The organism is Bartonella alsatica, assembly GCF_013388295.1.
GTDB lineage: Bacteria > Pseudomonadota > Alphaproteobacteria > Rhizobiales > Rhizobiaceae > Bartonella > Bartonella alsatica.
Genome location: NZ_CP058235.1, coordinates 400,123 through 423,452 on the forward strand (window position 1 = coordinate 400,123; position 23,330 = coordinate 423,452).

General features: G+C 36.4%; 19 protein-coding genes and 2 pseudogenes. 10 read left to right on the top strand and 11 right to left on the bottom strand.

The genetic code is table 11. The annotated features are described in order from the left end of the window. Window positions 1–158: 158 nt before the first annotated feature. Entirely contained in the window at window positions 159–1,262 is a 1,104-nt protein-coding gene (ychF, locus tag HWV54_RS01695) for a redox-regulated ATPase YchF (RefSeq protein WP_005864796.1), read from the top strand. A gap of 372 nt (window positions 1,263–1,634) precedes the next feature. Here ychF and HWV54_RS01700 read toward each other — a convergent pair whose 3' ends face one another. The 6 genes and pseudogenes from HWV54_RS01700 to petA form a co-directional block, all read right to left on the bottom strand. Beyond that, on the bottom strand, window positions 1,635–2,075 hold the full coding sequence (locus HWV54_RS01700) for a PRC-barrel domain-containing protein (protein WP_005864794.1): 441 nt from the start codon (window positions 2,073–2,075) through the stop codon (window positions 1,635–1,637). Between the two features lie 158 nt (window positions 2,076–2,233). Further along, window positions 2,234–3,044, bottom strand: a pseudogene (locus tag HWV54_RS07225) (cytochrome c1). A 197-nt stretch (window positions 3,045–3,241) separates the two neighbouring features. Then, entirely contained in the window at window positions 3,242–3,415 is a 174-nt protein-coding gene (locus HWV54_RS06865; RefSeq protein WP_343037802.1) for a hypothetical protein, read from the bottom strand. Between the two features lie 218 nt (window positions 3,416–3,633). Further along, the gene (locus tag HWV54_RS07130) at window positions 3,634–3,831 is read right to left on the bottom strand and encodes a cytochrome b N-terminal domain-containing protein (RefSeq protein WP_280641471.1); all 198 of its coding nucleotides are present in this window, start codon (window positions 3,829–3,831) and stop codon (window positions 3,634–3,636) included. A 20-nt stretch (window positions 3,832–3,851) separates the two neighbouring features. Further along, on the bottom strand, window positions 3,852–4,103 hold the full coding sequence (locus HWV54_RS07195) for a hypothetical protein (protein WP_343037803.1): 252 nt from the start codon (window positions 4,101–4,103) through the stop codon (window positions 3,852–3,854). Between the two features lie 28 nt (window positions 4,104–4,131). Continuing rightward, a pseudogene (gene petA / locus HWV54_RS01715) lies at window positions 4,132–4,646 on the bottom strand (ubiquinol-cytochrome c reductase iron-sulfur subunit). A 923-nt stretch (window positions 4,647–5,569) separates the two neighbouring features. On the opposite strand from petA, the gene HWV54_RS01720 reads away from it, so the two are divergent. Then, window positions 5,570–6,046, top strand: coding sequence for a tRNA (cytidine(34)-2'-O)-methyltransferase (locus HWV54_RS01720; RefSeq protein WP_005864790.1), 477 nt, complete (start codon window positions 5,570–5,572; stop codon window positions 6,044–6,046). A 319-nt stretch (window positions 6,047–6,365) separates the two neighbouring features. On the opposite strand, the gene HWV54_RS01725 is transcribed toward HWV54_RS01720, so the two are convergent. After that, complete coding sequence (locus tag HWV54_RS01725; protein WP_005864787.1) at window positions 6,366–7,619, bottom strand: CCA tRNA nucleotidyltransferase; 1,254 nt, start codon at window positions 7,617–7,619, stop codon at window positions 6,366–6,368. 247 nt (window positions 7,620–7,866) lie between these two features. Between HWV54_RS01725 and HWV54_RS01730 the strand changes: the two genes are divergently transcribed. The 5 genes from HWV54_RS01730 (at window position 7,867) to HWV54_RS01750 (ending at window position 15,861) form a co-directional block, all read left to right on the top strand. Further along, window positions 7,867–8,898 (top strand): AAA family ATPase, encoded by a 1,032-nt coding sequence (locus HWV54_RS01730; protein WP_005864785.1) that lies wholly within the window; start codon window positions 7,867–7,869, stop codon window positions 8,896–8,898. Next, on the top strand, window positions 8,899–9,810 hold the full coding sequence (locus HWV54_RS01735; protein WP_005864783.1) for a DUF58 domain-containing protein: 912 nt from the start codon (window positions 8,899–8,901) through the stop codon (window positions 9,808–9,810). Continuing rightward, entirely contained in the window at window positions 9,807–12,614 is a 2,808-nt protein-coding gene (locus tag HWV54_RS01740) for a DUF4159 domain-containing protein (RefSeq protein ID WP_005864782.1), read from the top strand. The genes HWV54_RS01735 and HWV54_RS01740 overlap by 4 nt, the downstream gene beginning before the upstream one ends. Beyond that, window positions 12,611–14,707 carry a glutamine amidotransferase gene (locus tag HWV54_RS01745; RefSeq protein WP_005864780.1) on the top strand — a complete coding sequence of 699 codons (2,097 nt, stop codon included), beginning with the start codon at window positions 12,611–12,613 and terminating at the stop codon, window positions 14,705–14,707. The genes HWV54_RS01740 and HWV54_RS01745 overlap by 4 nt, the downstream gene beginning before the upstream one ends. Window positions 14,708–14,958: 251 nt before the next feature. After that, window positions 14,959–15,861, top strand: a complete 903-nt coding sequence (locus HWV54_RS01750) for a metallophosphoesterase family protein (RefSeq protein WP_005864778.1) — start codon at window positions 14,959–14,961, stop codon at window positions 15,859–15,861. A 381-nt stretch (window positions 15,862–16,242) separates the two neighbouring features. Here the strand turns inward: HWV54_RS01750 and HWV54_RS01755 are convergent, their stop codons facing one another. Further along, entirely contained in the window at window positions 16,243–17,151 is a 909-nt protein-coding gene (locus HWV54_RS01755; RefSeq protein WP_005864776.1) for a cation diffusion facilitator family transporter, read from the bottom strand. Window positions 17,152–18,296: 1,145 nt separating this feature from the next. Between HWV54_RS01755 and HWV54_RS06875 the strand changes: the two genes are divergently transcribed. Next, window positions 18,297–18,626, top strand: coding sequence for a hypothetical protein (locus HWV54_RS06875; protein WP_051011389.1), 330 nt, complete (start codon window positions 18,297–18,299; stop codon window positions 18,624–18,626). Between the two features lie 51 nt (window positions 18,627–18,677). On the opposite strand, the gene mnmA is transcribed toward HWV54_RS06875, so the two are convergent. Further along, window positions 18,678–19,901 (bottom strand): tRNA 2-thiouridine(34) synthase MnmA, encoded by a 1,224-nt coding sequence (mnmA, locus tag HWV54_RS01765; protein ID WP_005864773.1) that lies wholly within the window; start codon window positions 19,899–19,901, stop codon window positions 18,678–18,680. Between the two features lie 346 nt (window positions 19,902–20,247). Here mnmA and sciP point away from each other — a divergent pair, with 346 nt between their 5' ends. After that, window positions 20,248–20,523 carry a CtrA inhibitor SciP gene (sciP, locus tag HWV54_RS01770; protein WP_040296363.1) on the top strand — a complete coding sequence of 92 codons (276 nt, stop codon included), beginning with the start codon at window positions 20,248–20,250 and terminating at the stop codon, window positions 20,521–20,523. A gap of 127 nt (window positions 20,524–20,650) precedes the next feature. Here the strand turns inward: sciP and HWV54_RS01775 are convergent, their stop codons facing one another. After that, entirely contained in the window at window positions 20,651–21,037 is a 387-nt protein-coding gene (locus HWV54_RS01775) for a hypothetical protein (RefSeq protein ID WP_005864770.1), read from the bottom strand. Window positions 21,038–21,599: 562 nt separating this feature from the next. Between HWV54_RS01775 and ctrA the strand changes: the two genes are divergently transcribed. Further along, complete coding sequence (gene ctrA, locus HWV54_RS01780) at window positions 21,600–22,301, top strand: response regulator transcription factor CtrA (RefSeq protein WP_005864769.1); 702 nt, start codon at window positions 21,600–21,602, stop codon at window positions 22,299–22,301. A gap of 217 nt (window positions 22,302–22,518) precedes the next feature. On the opposite strand, the gene chpT is transcribed toward ctrA, so the two are convergent. Then, the gene (gene chpT, locus HWV54_RS01785; protein WP_005864768.1) at window positions 22,519–23,157 is read right to left on the bottom strand and encodes a histidine phosphotransferase ChpT; all 639 of its coding nucleotides are present in this window, start codon (window positions 23,155–23,157) and stop codon (window positions 22,519–22,521) included. Between the last annotated feature and the right edge of the window lie 173 nt (window positions 23,158–23,330).

The window sequence follows — 23,330 nt, forward strand, 5'->3', positions numbered from 1 at the left end:
AAGCCTTTTAAAAATGATAAAAAAGGCAACATTTTCTCTAGCATAAACTTTTTTCCATCTTACAGCAACAGAAGACTATACCTCTCCTCAAAATATGCTATAAAATCGTCAAAGAAGTGTTATTTTAACCATAAAATCAATAGAAAAGAAAGACTCTCATGGGTTTTAAATGTGGTATTGTGGGATTACCTAATGTTGGTAAATCCACCCTTTTTAATGCATTAACAAAAACAGCCACGGCACAAGCCGCCAATTATCCTTTTTGCACAATCGAGCCCAATACCGGTGAAGTTGCTGTTCCAGATTTGCGTATGGAAAAAATTGCATCTATCGCTGGTTCGAAAGAAATAATTCCTACACGCATCAGTTTTGTTGACATTGCCGGACTTGTACGTGGCGCTTCAAAAGGTGAAGGCTTAGGCAATAAATTCTTAGCCAACATCCGTGAAGTTGATGCTATTATTCATGTTTTACGTTGTTTTCAAGATGAAGATATCTCCCATGTAGAAGGACGCATTGACCCTATTTCTGATGCCATAACTGTTGAAACAGAACTTATGCTTGCAGATCTCGAAAGTCTTGAGCGACGCATTGTACAAATCCGTAAACGTGCAACCGGAAAAGATAAAGAAGCTCTCACAATTCTTCCTGTTATGGAAACAGCATTAAACTTACTGAACAAAGGAAATCCTGCTCGATTATTGCTCAAAGACATCTCTCCCGATGAACACCGTATTCTTGAGAATTTAAATCTTTTAACTTCCAAACCCGTTCTTTATGTTTGCAATGTTAGCGAAAGCGATGCTGCCCATGGAAATAGCTTGACTCAAACAGTTGAAAAAATGGCAATAGAGAAAAGCGCTCAAAGCATTATCATTTCTGCTTCTATCGAAGCTGAAATCGCCCAACTTAATGAAACAGAAGCCTCAGAATATCTTAATACTTTAGAGCTCTTTGAACCGAGTCTAAACCGGCTCATTCGCGCTGGTTACTCTTTGCTTGACCTCATTACTTATTTCACCTGTGGTCCTAAGGAAACACGAGCGTGGACAATCATGCGTGGCACTAAAGCCCCTCAAGCAGCTGGCGTTATCCATTCAGATTTTGAACGTGGTTTTATTCGTGCCCAAACTATAAGCTACGAGGATTATATTGCTTTAGGTGGTGAAAACGGCGCAAAAGAAGCAGGAAAAGCCCGTGATGAAGGTAAAGAATACGTTGTGCAAGATGGTGACATCATGTTGTTTAAGCATAATACCTAATATGCGCTTCGTCTTAATATTTTACACCTATTAAGAAAATAAAAAATACCTTTTATTATAAATAAAATATTATTTTATCAAGCTTTAGATATAAAACTCTCATCCCCCTCTACAATATAACAGGAATTAAGTATCCTGTTTGACATCCAAGTTTTTTTCTTTCAAACAAATCAAAATTGTTAAAAAATTTTCTATCCTCATCACAATCATTAAAATTTGACCTAAATTTACCTTTGAGTTCTCTCAAAAAACTGAAACAGCTTCTTACACAAAATTTTTGTAAAAATTCTTCAAAATGTTCTGCTTAAAAAACAGCACTCTCATATATTATTGATAGCGCTGTTTTTTCTATTAAAAAATGGAAATACAAAATTAACGTGCCCAACGTCCTTCGTATTTAAATGTTGGAGCTTCCTTTAAAGAATCCTTTGTTGCATTGGTAACAAGTTTCCACTTACCATAATCATTTGTCATCTGAATTACTTCTGGAGAAACGACTACATAACTCTCCCCTATACCAAGGAAACCACCAACAGCAATTACAAACCCCGCAATGTTATTGTCACGCAAAATAATATCTTTTACTTCCCCAATATTTTCATTCTCTAAATTGTATACATTTGCACCAATAAGGCTTGAAGCAACAAAATCCGTTGCTAAAGGTGTAACATAACGCACAGACTTATCTGACCCCACCTGTACGATTCCCATAGAAGAAATCATTTCAGATTTAGAAGGTTCTGCGAAAGACTGAGCATAAGTACTAGAAGCCATTAAAACTGATACAAGAGTAGTATACGCAATTTTTTTCATTTTAACATCTCCGTTTTTACTTTGCTTTTACTTTATAAAGTCTCAATGCATCATAAACAGATTTGTTCCCTAAACTATCTATACTATTTAAATATCAATGTCCTAACCTTTTCTCTTGTTCAGTCTTTCATCCTCTCCTTCAATTTTTCTTCTAAACCTCACCAGATACGGACTTTTAAAATATAAACAAACCGTCCTAAATGATTAAAAAATAACATGAAAACTGATTTTTTGAGTTTCCATATGAGAATCAGCAGCCCAAATCAAAAAAGCAGAAACATCGTACGCATAATGTTCAACTGTTTCTGGAGTCCCATTCTATAAGAAACAATACTTCTCAACGGAAGCACCTAAAAAATTACCCGCAATAAAAGATTACAGCAATAACCACCAGCAATCTTTGTATTGCCTTGTGCCTTCTGATATCCCATTAAAAGAACTGTAATATAATCCGGACCAACAGTATTATAACGCTCAATATACCAGGAATAACAGTAAAAAACGGCAAAAATATAACGCGTGCACGTGCCATCAATGACAAATCCAGTAGATAAGCGCCATTAAAAATAAATCCTGCTTCTTCTTCATTAGCAAAAGGAGAAGGGAAAAAAGTATCTATTGCAATCCCAGCGCGTTTAAAAAACTTCCCTTCCCGATTAGGAGCATCACTCATTTCATATTGCCCGGCAAAAGCCTTAATCTGTTTCTGATCATAACCAAGAGCCTTTAGGTCGTAAAAAGGCACATATTTTACGTGGCAACTGGCACAAACCTGTTTATAAATCTTTAATCCACGCTACAACTGCGCTTTATCATAAACCCCGATGGCGCTGAAAAGCTCCATTGCTGTTTTTAGGAGTGATAAAGGAAAAGAAACAAACTCCCCTTCCTTATCAGAAACATTACTAACCACATTCTGAAAAAAACTATCACTGCTATAATAACCAACGCAATAAAAGCATTTACCATAATTTATTTTTTTGTTTCATATCTTCAGTAATTGAAAGAAGAAAGAGGATGACTTTTTTCAAAAATAAATAGGAACGGCGAAACAATCAGAAAGATATAAAATAATAAACCGTAGCTAATTGCGTCCATAAAAGAGTGCTGCTACTTATTTCCCTTGAACTCAGCCAACCAAGAAAAATAACATCACTAATTAATGCCTAAAAGAAAATTTTATAAACAGACTGATATCTTGCGGAACATATTTTAGAATGATCTAACCATGGAACAAAAATTAAAACGAAAAGCGTACCAGCTAATAGCCCCGTTAATGAAAACGCTCCAATATTAAAAGTTATAGCACGCAGCATCGCATAAAAAGGCAAAAACACCATTCCGGTAACACATGAAGAGGCGTTTCTAAAGGATCAGCAACGCTATAATTTTCAGCTTGTCTCATATAATCTGGCATATAAAACAAAAATCAAGCAAAAAAGATCAGAAAAATAATGATAGAAAACATCAAAACGATTTAATGTCGGTTGTCCTAAGCTATAACCACAAAAAATGTCTCATGCAACACGCTCCCATCAAAAGAATCGCTTTTAAAAGATCAGAAACCGCTGAAACTACAGAAACAGACATCATCCCCCTCAAACCAGCTCATAACCAAAAACGCTATTACCATCATGGTGATACAAACGCAAATGTCCGTAACCCATACAATTTCGTACATATTTTTATAAAAACCATAATAAAATACACGCGCTAAATGAATATAAACAGCGATAAAAAAGAGCGAGAATCTCATAAAATGCCATGAACGAAGAGCTAGCGAAACTGCCCTTCATACCTAAATCGTTCACCCGTTTTAAAAACAAAATGAACATCTGGCACATAATACATAAACAATATAATACCAGTCAAAAGCTGTAATAAAATTATAACAGTTAAAATACCGCCAAATGTATAAAAATAATTAAAATTACGCAGAACAGGAAAAATAACAAATGTATTGTTAAAAAAACAGTGAAGAGGTAAACGTTTATCAAACCAACGAGCATAAAGCGCTTCTAGGAAAATAAAGAGGAAACCTAGTCATCACTTTATCCTATTTTAGCAAAGTATCAGAAAAGAACCGATAAGGTGAAATGGCTAGATTATAGTTAGAGGATTCTGAGTGCACTCTTCCAGCTGTATCATAGACAGCTCCATGACATGGATACAATCATCCACCAAATCTATCTAATTGGCCAAGTGTTACACAGCCTAGATGCGTACAAAGATTAATGATAATAAGCCAACTATTACGTCCCTCACCTGCTAAACGCGCAAAATTGGTCTCTTCTTTATCTTCAATATTAGGATTGTCAGCCTATCGATCTTTAAGAATATTCAATTTGGTAGTATGAGCTTCAGCGATTTCTTTTGCGGTGCGGTTACGAATAACAATAGGCTATCCACACCACTTAACCGTCGCTGACATGCTTTCTTCAATATCAGAAAGATCAATCTTAACAGAAGAATCTGTCAAAACATCCTCATCCCAATGCAGCTGACAGATAAAAGGCCACGCAATAGCGCCACCATAGCCACAACCCCTGTAAAACCTATTACCAAAAACAGAAAATCCCGCCTTGCCTACTTATTTATTATCTTAACTAAAGAGTGACTCCCCAATACAATTTTCACCATACCCTCGCTTATTACATAATCTTCGAGCATTCAGTTCCCTAAATCATAAAAAACACTCTAAACAAGATTTCTTATCATTTATGTGATCTACTCTCTTCTTATCTTTTCTCTCTGAACTCATTTACAAAAAATAATAGCATCCTCCTGCTACTAGCTCTCTTTAAATATTCTTTCATTTTTCTATTATTTCCATTCTCAGGCTGAAGTTTTTCTATTCAATCTGCAAGTACAGCTTCAAAATAGGATTATATCATTAAATATATTTTCTCTTGCTTCATCACTTATTGCGAATCCCCCCCAATTTATTGTACTCAAATCATATTGCAATATTTCAGTATCTAACCAATTTACTCAACACCGAAATCTTCGGCCGTTAAGAAACGATTTACACAAAGCGCTTCCAGACACCAAGCCCTACAAACAAGGTTAAATTTTGCATTCAATCTGCTTTAACCTTTCATCAAAATCATGAAATCTATACCATAGTTGACGCTGTTCAAGAAGCGATAAATGCAGATTTTATAATCAACACGACCTCACTAATCATCCTTATCAACCATCAACATCTCACTTTGTTACAAGAACTTTGCAAACAAAATAATCCTGAATACTCTTTGTGTTAAAACCTGTTCTCGTAATAACCAACAACTGTTTCAAAACTCATTGGTTAATTATCATCTTTTACGAATTATACTTTGCTCATCTTTATAATAAACTCGGATATATAATTTTTCCCCCAAAATCCGGAATAAATAACAGCCAAACGCGAAAATCATGTACTCCTCAATTATATTCTTCGAATAAGCTATAGAACTTCTTTACAAACACAAAAGAAAAATCATACTATATAAAATATGACACTTCATATTGCACTTTTTCAACCTGATATTGCTGGTAATACTGGAACCATTTTGCGTCTTAGTGCCTGTTTTGCTTTACATGTTCACATTATTGAACCTGCCGGTTTTAATCTGTCGGATCGCAACCTCAAACGAGCAAGTTTGGATTACCTCGAATATACCTCACTAGAACGACATATTGATTGGCAACATTTTGTAAGCTCCATGAGATATTTTAAGCGTCGTCTTTTGCTTTTGACCACAAAAGCAGAAACATCCTATACGCAAATATGCTATCAAAAAAACGATGTTTTACTTTTTGGTCGTGAATCAGCAGGAGTTCCCGATTATGTTCATAAAGCTGTTGACTACGCATTAAAAATTCCCATTCAGCCACATACGCGCTCTTTAAATCTTGCAATGAGTGTGGCCATAACAACAGGAGAAGCACTTCGCCAAATTGGTTATAATCAAAGGAAAGAAGCTTTATAAAGAAACTACAAAAAATCAGTAATGGATTCAGTATTTTGGCTAAAATATCTATATTCTACGTAGAGTCAACGCTTTTCAAAAGAGTAAAATCGCCACAATTCTCTAAAATTTTATAATGTCATTAAAACCTATATTTCTCAATTATGCTTCCGAAATAATCTTTTAAATTGCTTTACAAATCATCAAAAAAAATTGAATGAGCGTTGGGCATAATACTTCATCACACTATTTATGCTACCAATAACCACCTTGTATAAAACAAACAGCTATAAACAATTTTACTAAAAAAATAAGAAAAGCGTCTTTATAAAAATCCACATTATAAATCAACTTTTTCCAATAAGGCATTACGATCCATTAAAAATTGGCTTTCAATCCATATCATTTCAAGCTCTTTAAGCTTTTTTCCCAAAAGAACCCCTTTAGAAAAACCTTTTCTCATTAAATCCTTACCATTAACAGGAAAAGACGGAATCTGCCATTTTTGAGCAAGCTGATAAAGCCTGACATAATCTTCTGCTTTTTGTAAATTCTCACTTTTCTCCAGAGCACCAACATATGATGAAGCCACAGACAAAGATAATTGATCTAATACCGGCTGTCGACCATGAAAATAAATCAGTTTTTGCACAAAATAATCTGAACATTTTGAATTAATCATTTCCAACTCTGCCCATCCTTTTAACCGCACTGTTTCCTTATGAGATAAACGTAAGCGCTGCGCCATTTCATGAAGACGTACAGTATCAGGTGGGAGAAGGCTTTCTAATCGTAACAAGGGATCAACTTTCCAACCAAGAATCTGTTCTGTTTTCACCAATGCATGTATCGCATCAATGCCCCACTTTTCTGTTTCAGGAAAAATGCGTGTCAAAATTCCACTTTGACGCATCCATAAAAGAGCACGCGTTGGATCTAAAGCTGCGAGCAGTTTTTTCATTTCTCCCCAAATGCGCTCAGATGAAAGCTTGTTCAGACCATCTTTTAAACAAACACATGCTTTTAATCCTTGTACATCAGGTCGTCCTGCCCCATACCAAGCAAAAAAGCGAAAAAAACGCAAAATACGTAAATAATCTTCACGAATACGATTTTCTGCAATACCAATAAAACGTATTGTCTGGCTAGCAATATCATTCAAGCCCCCGACATCATCATAAAGACGTCCAGCAGCATCACAATAAAGTGCATTAATAGTAAAATCTCGCCGCTCAGCATCTTTTTTCCAATCACGACCAAAAACCACTTTTGCGTGACGACCATCCGTTTCAATATCAGAGCGAAGCGTTGTTACCTCATAAGAACATGACTGAGTCACTACAGTAACTGTACCAAAAGCAACACCTGTCGGAATAGCTTTAAACCCCACTTCTTCTACGCGCACTATAACCTGTTGCGGTAAACAAGTTGTAGCAATATCAATATCGCTAATAGGCTTCTCTAACAATTGATTGCGCACTGCCCCCCCCACAATACGTGCCTCTTCACCACCCATAGATAAAACGCGAAGAAGTGTTTGGATTTCACTATGCTGCAACCACTCAACCTGTTCAAAATTCTGTCTTATATTCACTCTTTAAACCTTCAAAAATTATCCTTTTTGTCTCAAACAAATATCTGCATGAGAACAATATTTCTAATATACTCTCTTCCAAACACAACACACCTCTTGGTACCAAAGAAATTACTCTGTACGTATGAATATAAAAAAACAACATATTACACTTCTCTTCTTCTCATTTTCTGTTACAAATCATAAAATGTCCATTATCATACAGAGAAAGTTACTAATTTTACGACAAATGCCTTAAGGAAAAAATATGAATCAATATGATACGTCATCTAATTCTATTAAAAAGGCCAATATCGATCATAAAGCGCAAAGAATTATTGATGATATTGATACAACACACAAAGAATTGAATATACTACAACAAGAAATTGACAAAGTTATCTTTGGGCAAAATCATATTATTGAATATGCTTTAATAGCTATCTTTGCTGGTGGACACGCTCTTCTTGTTGGTGCCCCAGGACTTGCTAAAACGCGTCTTGTTGAAACTTTGGGAACAGTATTGGGGCTTGATGAAAAACGCATTCAATTTACCCCCGATTTAATGCCATCAGATATTATCGGTTCTGAAATTATGGACTCTGACAAAAATGGTAAACGTTCTTTCCGCTACGTCCAAGGTCCAATTTTTACTCAACTCCTCATGGCTGATGAAATTAATCGTGCCTCTCCGCGCACACAATCAGCTCTATTACAAGCCATGCAAGAATATCATGTTACTGTTGCTGGTATTCGTTATGATTTGCCTCAACCTTTTCATGTTCTTGCAACCCAAAATCCTCTCGAGCAAGAAGGAACTTATCCACTTCCTGAAGCACAATTAGATCGCTTTTTGATGCAAATTGATATTGATTATCCTGATCTTACCACAGAACGACGTATCATTTTAGAAACTACAAGAGAGAAAAACCAAAAAACAAAACCGATCTTGTCAACCAAAAAACTGCAAAAAATTCAAAAGCTTGTTCGTCAAATGCCACTCTCAGAAAATGTTATAGAAGCCATTTTAAAGATTGTACGTTCAGCTCGCCCTGATAAAGGAAACATTCTTGCAAATACTTATATTGCTTGGGGACCTGGTCCACGAGCATCACAAGCACTTTCACTTTGTGTCCGCGCCCGTGCCCTTTATCATGGACGTTTAGCCCCCTCGCTTGATGATATTGAAGCATTAGCTCATCCCGTACTACAACACCGCATGGCACTTAATTTTTCTGCACGTACTGAAGGTATAACTGTAAAAGATATTATCAATGATCTTATGAAGGGCATTTTTTAAATGGCCATTGGCAAAAAAGTCTTTAAAAAGTCTCCCATGTCACTTGCTGCTAAGCTGCATGAAGATACCACTCGAATGCCATATTTTCTTTTACAAGCACATCGGATCGCTAACACACTAATAACTGGATGGCATGGACAATATAAACGGGGGAACGGAGAAAATTTTTGGCAATTTCGCCCTTATGTGGAAGGAGAATCTATTACACGCATTGACTGGCGTCGCTCAGCGCGTGATGAACACACTTACCTACGTGAACACGAATGGCAAACAACACAAACAGTCTGGCTTTGGCCTGATCAAAGTGCATCTATGCATTACTGTTCGCGCTTTTCCAAAATCTCTAAAGGTGATCATGCCATCATTCTTACTCTTGCATTGGCATCACTTCTTGCACACAGCGGCGAACATATTGCTATCCCCAACTTAATGCCCCCTACAATGACAACCAATGTACTAGAACGTATGGCACTAGCTTTAGCAAATCACCAAAATGAAAATTCATTTCCAAACTTTTCAACTGTTACGCATTTTTCACATGTTATTATAATAAGTGACTTTCTCGATGATCTTGAAAAGATTATCCAACATCTAACCATTTTATCCACAAAACAGGTCACTGCTCATCTAATTGAAATTGTTGATCCCGCAGAAGAAAATTTTCCTTACAAAGGTCGTACAGAATTTTTTGACCCTGAAACAAAAGAAAAGTATATTTTCGGAAAAGTAGAAAGGCTTCGCGAAAACTACTGCAAGCTATATCAAGAAAGACGACAAGAACTAGCAAATTTTTGCTCACGCCAAGAATGGACCTATCACGTGAGTATAACAAATCAGCCTTTCACAAAAACCATTTTGCATCTTGCAAACAAAATGGGGGCTTCTCTATCTCACAGTAGGAGGTTGCGTTGAGTTTTGCTGCTCCTTTATTATTATTAGGGCTTTTATCCTTACCAATCATTTGGTGGTTGTTACGAATAACACCTCCATCCCCAAGTAAAGAACTATTTCCTCCTTCACGATTCCTTCCAAAACCAACCAATCAGCAAGAAACTACAAACTACACACCTTGGTGGTTATTGTTATTACGATTAACTCTAGCAGCACTTATTATCATCGCTTTGGCGCAGCCCATTTGGAATCAAAAACCAATTGCACTCTCTCAATCTCAACCTCTCGCAATCATTATTGATAATGGATGGGCATCAACGAAAGAGTGGAAGAAGCGTATTTCTGTCGCTGAAACCCTTCTTGCACAAGCAGAAAAATATCAAAAAGATGTTTATTTCCTTGCGACAGCTGAAAATGATGTCTCCAATATAGGTCCCCTGCCTGCAAAGACTATAAAACAACATTTAATGTATCTGCAACCTCGCCCCTGGTCTGTCAATCGTATGCATGCACTCAAAAAACTGATTGAAATAACCAAAGGTGAACCTCTTGATATTGCTTACTTAAGCGATGGATTACAAACAAATGATGATGACCAAATTTTCACTTTAATTGAAAAGTTAAAACCCAAAACTTTCTTATGGTATTTAACTGACATTTCTGACTTAATCGCTATAACAGCCATAGAAAACAACAATGGAAATATGGCAGCACGTGTCATCCGTTCAACAACACACGGCAAACTTCAAGCCACTTTAAACCTTTACGATGCAAATAATCAACTTCTTGGCCATTTTACAACAAACTTCCTTGAAGGAGAAGCAACAACGCTTGTTCCTTTTAATGTGCCTCTTGAACTCCGTAATGACATTGCTTGGATAAAAATCAACAACCAACCCCATGCTGCTGCTACCTTCCTAGTGGGTAGCCGTAATAAAGTGAGTCGCGTTGCTCTCCTCTCGCCCAATACCAATGAAATGGTACAACCTCTGCTCTCTCCATTTTACTATATTATAAAAGCATTACAAGACCATACACAGCTTATTACTGCTGACGGGAGAGAGCTTTCTATTGATATTGATCACCTGCTTAAACAAAATCCTTCTGTTTTCATTATAGGTGATATTGTCAATATGTCAGAAGAAGTCGAAAAAAAGCTATCTGAGTTCGTAAATAAAGGTGGAACACTCATTCGCTTTGCAGGAGAAAACTTAAGTGCTGCTGAACACTCTGATAGTCTCCTTCCAGTATCACTGCATTCTGGTAAACGTTTGCTTGGAAGTATTATGTCTTGGACAAAACCGCAAAAACTTGCACCATTTGCAAAAAACAGCTTATTCTTTGATCTTCCTTTTCCAGAAGATGTTACTGTCTCACGTCAAATTTTAGCAGAACCTAGCCCAGACCTTTTTGAAAAAACGTGGCTCAGTCTTTCTGATGGAACACCTCTTATTACAGCAACTGAACGTGGAAAAGGAACTCTCATCCTTATTCATATCGCTCCTGATCCCACATGGTCAAACCTCCCTTTATCTGGCTTCTTTGCACAAATGTTACAAAAACTGATCACATTAAGTGCCTATAAAGACACAAATCTAACACACATAAAAAAAGGGACAACAATACAAAATCCCTGGCGAACAATAACCGCCGACGGACAATTACAAATACCTCCTTCTTATGTTGTTCCACTAATCCTTGGTCCTCAAGATACACCCACGCCCTCTTATCTTACTCCTCCTGGGCTTTACGGTGTAAAAAATAATTTTTATGCACTTAATCTTTTAAATCATTCATCGCACTTGATGAAACAAACGTCATTGCCACCTTCCTTAAGCGAGCGTCCTTTATCTTACGACACAAAAGAAAAATATCTCATTGGTCCACTTTTAGGATTAGCCATCTTATTATTCGCTTTTGATAATTTTCTTGTTTTATGGATAGGAGGCGCTTTTTTTCTTAACCGACAGCGCAATATGCTTCTTTTTCTCCCCCTTACAATATGTCTCATTGCCTTTTTTTCACATATACTGACAGTTCATGCACAAGATATAGAAAATCATAACGAAACCATAATACAAGCAGCTGGAGCGGCACATCTTGCTTACGTTGTAACTCATAACCATGAAATTGATACAACAAGTAAGAGTGGTTTAGAAGCACTGAGTCAATTTATCGCAGAACGTACAATGCTCTCGCCTGGCTCCGTAATAGCGCTTGATCTCGATAAAGATGAACTTGCCTTCTATCCTCTTATTTATTGGCCAATTGATGCTAACAGTCCTTTACCAACACAAAAGAGTCTTGAAAAAATAAATAGTTTTATGAAACACGGAGGCACAATTTTATTTGATACGCGTGATCAGATAAGTACCAACCTTAATCTTAAAGGAACAGCCACCCCAGCTACACAAAGATTACGGGCGATCTTAAAGGGATTAAGCATACCTACCATTGAACCAGCTTCAAATGATCATGTTATTGCGCGTTCTTTTTATATTATGCCAGATTTTCCAGGTCTCTACCGTGGTTCACCTTTGTGGGTTGAATCATCATCAACAAATAAAAAAAACAAAAGTTCTCTTATCTCCGGTGATAATGTAAGTTCTCTTCTGATCACTGCGAATAACTTTGCCGGTGCTTGGGCATTAGATGAAAAAGGCATGTGGAAATACCCACTTATTCCCAACGATCCGATGCAACGTCTATGGTCATTTCGTGCAGGATTAAATATTGTTATATATGTGCTTACAGGAAATTATAAAGCTGATCAGGTTCATGTCCCAGCACTTTTAGAACGCTTTAAAAGAGAAAGAAGGCAATGATACCATTCTTCACTTTTCAGCCTCTCTTACCTCTCTTTTGGATTCTCGTATTAGGAGGGATATCCGCCCTTTTTGTCATTATTGGCCTCGTTACCCAACGTCAAGGATCTTTATTGCGTCTTATAGCATTGACTTCACTCATCCTTGCTTTGCTTAATCCAATGATCATAAAAGAACAACGAGAACCACTTAAAAGCACGGTAGGCATTATCATTGATCGCAGCAAAAGCCAAACATTTGGCACACGTACAAATGATAGTGATAAAGCACAAGAGCAATTAATCCGTGTATTAGCACATTATCCACAATTTGAACCACGTTTTATTGAAGCTGGAAAACTTTCTGATAATCAATATGCACCCTCAACGAATTTGTTTCATGCTTTAAGACAAGCTATATCTGATGTTCCACCATCCTGTTATGCGGGCACAATTTTTATCACGGATGGTCAAGTGCATGATATTCCTCCATTCTCTGATCTTCACTATAAAGCGCCTATCAATGCTCTTATAACAGGAAGATTAGATGAATTTGACCGCCAAATTAAAATCATCTCTCCTCCCCGCTTTGCCCTTGTTAATAAACCACAAATGCTCTCTATTTTGGTAGAAGACAAAGGACAACCCCAAAAATTTCTACCAACGCAAGCAAATATTACTATAAGCGTCAATGGACAAGAAGTTGGCCATTATTCTGTAACCCCTGGTATAATTTTTCAAACTGAAATTACCCTTCCGCACGCTGAAAAAAACATCGTTCAAGTTACCACTGATGCACACAAAGGCGAATTGAGCTTTGAAAATAACCGCGCCGTAACGATTATTGAAGGAATCAGAGAAAATTTACGTGTTCTTCTTATTTCAGGTGCACCTTACAATGGTGAACGGACATGGCGTGACCTTTTGAAAGGTGACTCTAATATTGATCTTGTTCATTTTACTATTTTGCGTCCTCCCAACAAAGCAGATAATACGCCATTAAACCAATTATCACTTGTAGTTTTTCCTACAAGAAAGCTCTTTGTTGAAGAGATTGGTAATTTTGATCTCATCATCCTTGATGGCTACCAACATTCTGCAGTTCTGCCATTAATCTATTATGATTATATCGCTCAATATGTACAAAAGGGTGGTGCATTGCTGATAGTGACAGGACCGGAATTTACTCAACAAAACTCACTTGCAAAAACACCTCTAATAAGTATCCTACCCGCACTACCTAATGGTGTTGTTATTCAAAAACCATTTCGCCCCCAATTAACCAAAGAAGGTGAACGTCATCCTGTTACAAGAGGTCTTACAACACCTACTTATCCAACCTCTCAATGGGGACAATGGCTCCGACAAATTGCCATTCAAAACATATATAAAGGCACTGCTCTCATGAAAGGAGCCGATGAACAACCTCTTTTACTTCTTTCCCATTTTGGTAAAGGACGTGTAGGTATGTTGCTTTCCGACCAAAGTTGGCTTTGGGCACGAGGTTTCGAGGGTGGAGGCCCTTATGCGGCTCTGTATCGTCGAATTGCCCATTGGCTTATGAAAGAACCCGAGCTTGAAGAGGAAAAATTAAGCGCTACCAACAACCATCATAGTTTAACGATTCGCCGCCAAACGCTCAAAGATCATCCAGAACCAGCCGAAATAACTTTTCCCTCTGGGAAAAAAGAAAAAGTCAACCTTACAAAAGAGAAAGAAGGCATTTTTACAGCAGTTATTAACACTGATGAAATAGGAATTTTTACTATCCAAAATGGCGATTTAACAGCACTTTCTTCTATAGGGATGCTAGATAATCTTGAATTATATGATGTCATTTCAACGAAAGAAAAGCTAACCTCCATCAGTACACACACGGGTGGACATGTCACGCGTCTATATGTCGACAAAAAAGGAAGCATTGAGCTTCCTCCACTCAAGCTGATTCGACCACAAACAGGCCACAGACCTCCCCTTACTCCTTCAATTGTTCTGAAAGAAGCAACGCAGACCCGTTTAACTAATTCTTCCTATTTTTCAATCTTTTCTGGTTTCTTTGCACTACTTTCTTGCCTTTTCCTGTTGAGCAGCCTGTGGTATCGTGAAAGCCGTTAAAAGATTTTGAGTATGTTATGGCATAATTTCAGAATGCAGCTTACCCTTCAGAAAAATACATACCAAGAAGATAAAGGTAATATAGAGTATTATTCCCTTTTTAACCTTCAAAAACCAATGAAACAGGAATTTCCTAAAAGCTTTGCTTACATTTTCAACAAATTGTTTTTTCATTTCACAATTTTTTCTTGCCTCAAAAATGTACCGGCTTGTCTTATATTATTTTTATTGCCTAAATCGTTTTCAACGCTATGCTAACGCCTATGTTTTACCTTGCCCATATATCAGATATACATCTTGCACCACTACCACAACCTTCTTTATTTGAACTCTGTGGGAAGCGCCTTACCGGCTATCTTAATTGGCAAAAAAAACGTAAGAGCCAAATGGCAACAAACGTTTTAGAAATTTTAATGGATAACTTAAAAAAGACAAATCCTGACCATCTTGTAATTTCTGGTGATATTGTCAACCTTGCTCTCGATAAAGAATTTGAACAGGCACATAATTGGTTGCTTAACCAAGGTGAGCCTCAAAATATCTCTTTAATATTTGGCAATCATGACGCCTATGTCCGTGGAGCATTCCAAAAAGCATGTACTTTCCTTCAACCTTGGATCAAAGGTGATGTCCCTCAAGAATCTTCTCTCCCCTTTCCTTATATGCGCATCCGCAATAATGTAGCTATTATAGGTGCCTCTTCGGCTATTGCAACACCACCTTTTCAAGCTTCTGGTTATTTTGGCAAAAAGCAAGCACAAGCTTTATCACAGCTTTTAAACGAAGCAGCAGCACGCAATCTCTTTCGTGTCGTCATGATACATCATCCTCCTTTTCATCATACAACCTCTTGGCTTGAAAAATTATGGGGTATAGAGCGTTTTTTAAACGTTATCAAACATCACGGCTGTGAACTCGTTCTTCACGGGCATACTCACCTACCCACATTGAATATCATTAAAGGAAAAATGGGAAAAATTCCTATTGTTGGTGTTACTTCTGCTTCGCAAGCTTTTGGTAATAAAAAACCACCCGCAAGCTTTAACTTATTTACTATTGAAGGCTTTCGCGACCAATGGCATTGCCAATTGCAACGTTATAGTCTTATCAATCAAAAAAATGAAATAGCGTGTATTGAAACAATTAATCTTTAAACACTTTCGAAGAATAACCTCAAAGTTTCAAAAACAAATAAAAAACGAAAATATCTTTTGGTACGTAACTCTTTAAATAATTATTTTGTCTCCTCCCCAGCCAAAAGAAGAAAGATCCTTAACCACCTATTTGATAACAGAGTGGTTTCTCAAGCGCGTCTCATCCACTGATCACTTACGTGATTCACTCCACAAACTCACTGGGTAAGTTCTACTATAAATATTTCATTCAACTTTACTTTTCTACGCTTGGTCAAAGAAAAAGAAAACTAAAAATAAATATTAACAACCATTATATTTTAAACGTATATGAATGTGTCTTATATTATCAATCTGAAGTAGAATATTTTATGGTACTATAGATAATTGAGAAAAATCTCTTTATATAAAAGGAATTACTGTTGTACCTGAAGGCAATTTAGCCTCATCTTCAGGTTCAACATGAATAGAAATACGTACATTATCAAATTCTTTTTGAATAACACTTTCAATTTTATCACAAATCTGATGTGCTTCTCCTACCGACATTACAGCTGGTACGACCAAATGAAACTCTATAAAAGTAACTCTACCAGCAACACGGGTAAGCAAATCATGTACTTCAAGAGCACCCTGTGCATTTGCAGAAATAAGCTCACGAATCCGCATAGTTTCATTCAATTCAACACCAACATCCATTAATCCTTGAACGGCGCTTCTAATCACCTTCCAGCCCTGCAAAAGAATATTAACAGCAACAATTATCGCTAAAATCGGATCTAAAATACCCCATCCCCCTACAAAACCAGCAATTAAACCAATTAAAATAGCAAGCGAAGTAAAAACATCTGTTATGAAATGCATTCCATCAGCTTTAAGAGCCGGTGAACGGTGAATTTTCCCCTGTTGAATCAGGACCCAACCCCACAAATAATTTATGACACATGCAACAAGATGAATAACGAACCAGATTCCAGGTGTCTGCAATACTTTAATGGTTGAAAGAGCCATCCACGCTTCTCTTAAAATGACAATTGCTGCAATAATAATTAGGATTCCTTCAAAAATCGCAGAAAAATACTCAGCTTTATGATGTCCAAAAGGATGATCATAATCCGCCGGTTTCATACTTACTTTAACAGCCCACCATGCTACCAATGTAGCAAGTATATTGACGCTTGATTCCAATGCATCAGAATAAAGTGCAACCGAATCAGTGATGTGATATGCCCAATATTTCAAAGAAAAAACGACACAAGCAACAAAAATAGAGTACAAGGTTAAGCTTTGTATATTGATTTTTACAATCATAACTACGCCCTCTCCTCTACTTAATAAGGAATAACGCTTTCAATTCATACATCCTATAATACTTTTGATATGTCGCCAATATTTTCTCAATACCACAAAAGCTTCCCCTATAATAAACGGCTCTCATAGCTCCTCATTGTTATTCCAACAATCAGACTAAACGAATAGAGTAATAGCAGATATGACTCAAACAAGAAAAATAACTTTCTAAAAAAACAAACCTGTTATCCTCATTATAAAAAATTTCTGAAGAATTTAACGCTGCTACGAAGCTATGATCAAAAAAACTTATTCTTTTTTTTCAAACGTATCATACTTCCGTAACTTAATCTTTTTATGAGCTTGAAAGTCGTCAATTATCAGCAAAATTGTACACAACAAAAAAGATCGCTTAACATCCCATTGCAATCTTATACCTTAACTGTATCAAAAATATAACTGCTAAAACAACTCGAAAACTATTTCCCAAAAAAAGAATCTGGGCATTGGGGACCCAGATTCTTTTCCCTTAGAGATTAAGGGTATGCAGAGCTTAGGAAATAGCGGGGACCTAAGCCCATGCACCCGATACGAAAACAAAACGCATTGAACCGCATTCGGTACTTGCACTATATACCTATGGTTGTATATTGTCAACATAAATTCTACCATAAGTTTTAAAATAATAAAATCTCTTGTCTCTCTCTTCAAAATGAAGCAAATATTTAACATCTAGCAATTAAGAAAAAACACTAAAAATCCTGTATGCGTTTGAAGCGAACTACATTCTATGAAACTGATGATCCACGTCTGAAGGACTATCATATAGCCGTGAAAAAGATCTTATTGGACAATAACATCAATTTATCGCTAAAGATAAAGTAATACTAATAGTATTGCTGCCTTCAAAAAATCTGCTTTTTTACTGCTTATGATGACATCATCACACTTTATTAATTTTATAGCCCTTAAGGAAAACACAACTTACATACCCCCCCCTCTTTATTGTATCTTTAAAAAGTTATGGATAATCACCGGTCTTCATGTGCATCGTGGTATATACGGGATCGATAAACTCAAACGGTATTGTCATTATAAAAATTTTTACAAAATTCATCAAAAGATCTTTGATTCTAGTTTTATGTGGTACCTTTAACAATGATAATATGGAAGTCATTTTTCGCAACACAGCTGCTCTTTCCAATAATAGCATTCTCGTTGACAAATCTCATGTAATCCATTTTACCGTAAATCGCGATGCAGATTTTCAACTTTATGCGCTTTCTCTCTCTGCTCCATATATTCTCAAGCAAGCAAAAATAATAAAAAGGACAGCACTTATTTTAGAAATAGAAGTTGATGATTTGTTATTCCATATATTACAAAAATCAAAAATCTCATATATCTCGATTTCTCATAGCTTCGACAGCTTTAATGTTGCCACAATATCAGGTATTACACCCGTCCATTTTAGCGATTTTGATAAACCCCACTAAAATTAATAATACGAATGTTCTAAAAACTTTATATGAATATATCATATTATTTTAAGAAGCTATTGTTTTAAGTCCAGAAGTAACGTCAGCTTTTGTTTCCAGATTGCACAAAACGCGCTTCAACATCACCTCAGTATCAGCAGTACGTTCTGAATGGATTACAAACCCACCCCCAAGAACACGTGCCTCAACGTCATTTCTATCATAAAGAACACAAGCTTGCCCTGGTGCTACACCGTTTTCACGTTCCAACAAATCAACAGAAAAAACACCCTCCTGATAATGCAAGCGAGCAAGATGAGGGGAACACGTTGAACGAACTTTTACAGCAACCTCAACTCCATCAAGAGGAAAATTATCCAACGACTCATCACCAAGCCAATTTACATCACGCAGAAAAAGTTTACGTGTTTCTAACATCTCACGCGGTCCAACAATAACACGAGCATTTTCTACATCGAGATAAACCACATAAAGCGCTTCCCCTGTTGCCACACCAATACCACGACGTTGACCAACAGTATAATTAACAATTCCCGAGTGTTTTCCTAAAACCTGTCCATTAATATGCACAATAACTCCAGGATTTGCGGCTTCTGGACGCAATTTTGTGATAACATCAGAATATTTGCCTTGCGGAACAAAACAAATATCTTGGCTATCATGCTTATTGGCAACAACAAAACCCATTTCTGCTGCTATTTCACGAACACGTGCTTTCGGAAAATCACCAAGTGGAAAACGCAAATAATCAATCTGCTCTTGTGTCGTTGCAAAAAGAAAATAACTCTGATCACGATCACTATCAAGAGGACGGAAAAGCGCCCGATGCACACCATGGGGACGTGAACGAATATAATGACCTGTTGCTAAAGCATCTGCACCCAATTCGCGTGCGGTTGCTAATAAATCAGCAAATTTAACAGTCTGATTGCACGCCACACATGGCACAGGCGTCTCCCCGTGTGCATAACTTTCTGCAAAAGGATCAATCACAGTTTCGCGAAATCGTTTTTCATAATTAAGAACATAATGAGGTATCCCTAACGTCTCTGCTACGCGGCGAGCATCTTCAATATCTTGTCCAGCACAACACGCTCCTACCCGGTGTGTTGCAGCACCATGATCATAAAGCTGCAACGTAATTCCAATGACATTATATCCTTCCCTTTTCAAAAGGCCTGCAACAACTGATGAATCAACACCTCCCGACATTGCTACAACGATACGGCAATCCTCAGGTTGTCCTGGCAAATCAAGACTGTTCAAAAACATATATTTATACTCTACTTAATATGTATCCATTCGTTAATGTTCTTATGCACGCCGTTTATTGCTCTTTATGCTATTCATCATTTTCTTATATTGTTTTTTTACCTTTTCCACAACACACAGTATTATTTTCTTAAAAGAAGCCAAAAATAAAGCACTATGAAAATTCTGTCTACTTTTCTTTTAAACTAACAAAAATCCCAATAAACTATTACTTGTTTCACTTTGTGTCCTATTTTTCGCATATTGGCTTATTTTATTAATTTTTTCTTTCAGTATGATTAGCTCTTTTTTAAATTTCATATTTTATAAACGCATCCAATTCCTGATTAAAAGTAATAATGATGCAATGACGAATTTGATAAAAACACAAATGAAATATGTTATTGGACCGGATGGAAGTCCACTTACAATTGCCGATCTACCACCCAAAACAACAAAGCGTTGGGTGATCCGTCGTAAAGCTGAAGTTGTTGCAGCTGTTAAAGGTGGATTGTTAAGTCTTGATGAGGCGTGTCAACGCTATACTTTAACCGTAGAAGAATTTCTTTCATGGCAAAGTTTGATCAATGAACACGGTTTAGCTGGATTAAGAATCACTAGAACCCAACATTACAGGCACTAATCCAGTGTTAATGATTTGATAACGGCTCAAATATTTTTAAAACAGCCAAATTTTATCAAGTTTGGCTGTTTTTTGTATTTTCAGCACAGAAATACCTTAAAGTATTGTTCTTCAAACTTAGCTCTTATTACCCAGTCATTGAATTAGATTGAATTAAAACATCCTCACCATTTGCTGATGCTTTTTTCTCTTGTACTTTAAATAGCTGTGCGCGTTGCAACTCTACATTGATTTCATGAAGAGTAACCTCAGCACTTGTTTTTTGAAGCTGCAAATCACGAATCGAATTTAGAAGATTATCGCGTCTCTGCCGCGCTGCACGAGCAAAAGCAGAATACGCAAAATGGTGAACATCATTATTGCCAGATTTACGTTCTTCGTCAATAATTTGCGCTTCCAATTCTAACACCATTCGCTCAAACTCTGCAATCATCATCTCAAGCTGTGCAATTTCACGACGCTTCCCACGCATTTGAAACATCCTCAATTGCACTATACTTTCCCGTGGCTTCATACTCACTACTCCTTGATTAGGCCAGCTCAAAATTTACATTTGCACTCTTAATTGTTAACTACAATTTCTCTGACAAAAACAGTCAACTTTTTAATTTGAAACTATAATTTTTTGCTTTATCTTTAAAGCACCTACAAATATAATATGCTTTAAAAAGAAATAATCATTTCTTCACTTTTCACCTCCATTATAGAATAAAGAGATTTAAAGCACAGTAAACAAAACTTAAAATTACAAAAAAGCAATTAAAGTAATATATTATAAGTTTTTTTAAGTTCAATTTTAGTAAAAAAGTTCTTTATTTTTTCATTATATAAAAAAATATGCGATTTTTCTAAAATAATTTTCTAACCTCTTTCAAAAATAAAAATATTTTGTTAACCACTATGATAGATAGTGGGGAATTCAGTGGTGATTGTTACGCGTACTGCTGAAAATTTGTAAACACTTTCATTATTAAGTGTTTGATTTCATGAATTGTTTTTATCAACAGTGGTTTTACCAGCTGTTAAAATAAAAATGCTTCTTTTGATTCGTTAAGGAGCAAAGTGAGGGATCTAAAATGCGCGTATTATTAATTGAAGATGATAAAGCAACGACTCAGAGCATTGAACTCATGCTAAAGTCAGCAAACTTTAATGTTTATATCACTGATCTAGGTGAAGAAGGGGTGGATTTAGGAAAGCTTTATGATTACGATATCATTTTGCTTGATTTGAATCTGCCTGATATGTCAGGTTATGATGTCCTGCGAACTCTAAGATTGGCAAAAATAAAAACCCCTGTCCTTATTCTCTCCGGTATGAATGCCATTGAAGATAAGGTACGTGGTTTTGGTTTTGGTGCTGATGATTATATGACTAAACCTTTCCATAAGGATGAGCTTATTGCGCGTATTCATGCAGTTGTTCGCCGCTCGAAAGGGCATGCGCAATCAGTTATTGTTACGGGTGATCTCACTGTTAATCTTGACACAAAAACAGTCGAAGTTGCTGGCCATCCTGTTCATTTAACTGGTAAAGAGTATCAGATGCTAGAACTTCTTTCTTTGCGCAAAGGTACTACACTCACCAAAGAAATGTTTCTCAATCATCTTTACGGTGGAATGGATGAACCAGAGCTTAAAATTATCGATGTTTTTATTTGTAAACTACGGAAGAAATTGGAAACTGTCTCTTCTCGTGTAAACTACATCGATACAGTTTGGGGGCGAGGTTATGTGTTACGTGATCCAGTTGAAGAAAACGTACGTAAAACCGCTTAAGCAATGAAAATGCACATTGTAAAATCTCGGAGTGTAGCGGGCCGGGATTTTTTCTCTGTTACAATAAAAGGCTCGCACACACAAAAAAATTTTTGTATATAGCGAATTTTTAAAGCTTTAAAAATCTCAACTTTCCCATTTACGAATGCAATCTCATTGCTCCTGGATACAATCCAAGCGATATTTTTCAAATACGACTTAAGAACTTCTATCTTATTCAGAGTCTCTTCACACTTTCCAAAATAATACAATTGTCAGTTTCATCGATATCTATTTTCATATCTGTCATCTGAGCAAGTAGCATTGTGTAATAAAATTGGATGACATGAGCATCGATAAGTTCTTCCTTAATATCCCCCTTATATAACGCAATAAAATGAGAAGGAATACGTAAAGTTTTACCCAAAATTTCAAATCGAAAAGAACGTTTGTTTTCATCCTGCATAATCATAACAGTGATTTCTCCCCCACGAGAAACTGTTGCATTTGCAACCAATAACAAATTAAGCAAAAATTTAACTTCATTCTTTGGTAAAAGCAGAGCAGGAGCTTGCCATTTTAAAATTGCTTTTTCTTCCTTCATATATTGTTGAGCCACCTGCTCAGCAGAACGTATATCCATTTTTTCCGCATTTGCACCTGCAAAGCCAAAAGCCAATCGCGCAAATTGTAAACGTGCAGAAGCACTAGCGACGGACCAACGCACCAATTGCAAAGCATCTTCTTCAGCTCCTCCCTCATCATAGAGCTCCATAGCATTTTGAATAGCACCAACAGGTGAAATCAAATCATGGCAAAGACGGCTACAAAGCAAAGCAGCAAGATCCGTAGGCTTCAAAGAAACAGCTAATGTCATAATTATTGAGAACTCCCAGACTTAAAAACAAGATTTTTTTTAAAATAAAATTCTTAACATCCAATACATATACATATAAGAAACTTAAAAAATACGCGGAAATTTTTTCCGAAACAAATTCAAGAATTTAAATAACCTTACATCTTATTTTTTATTTGAATAGAATGAAAATC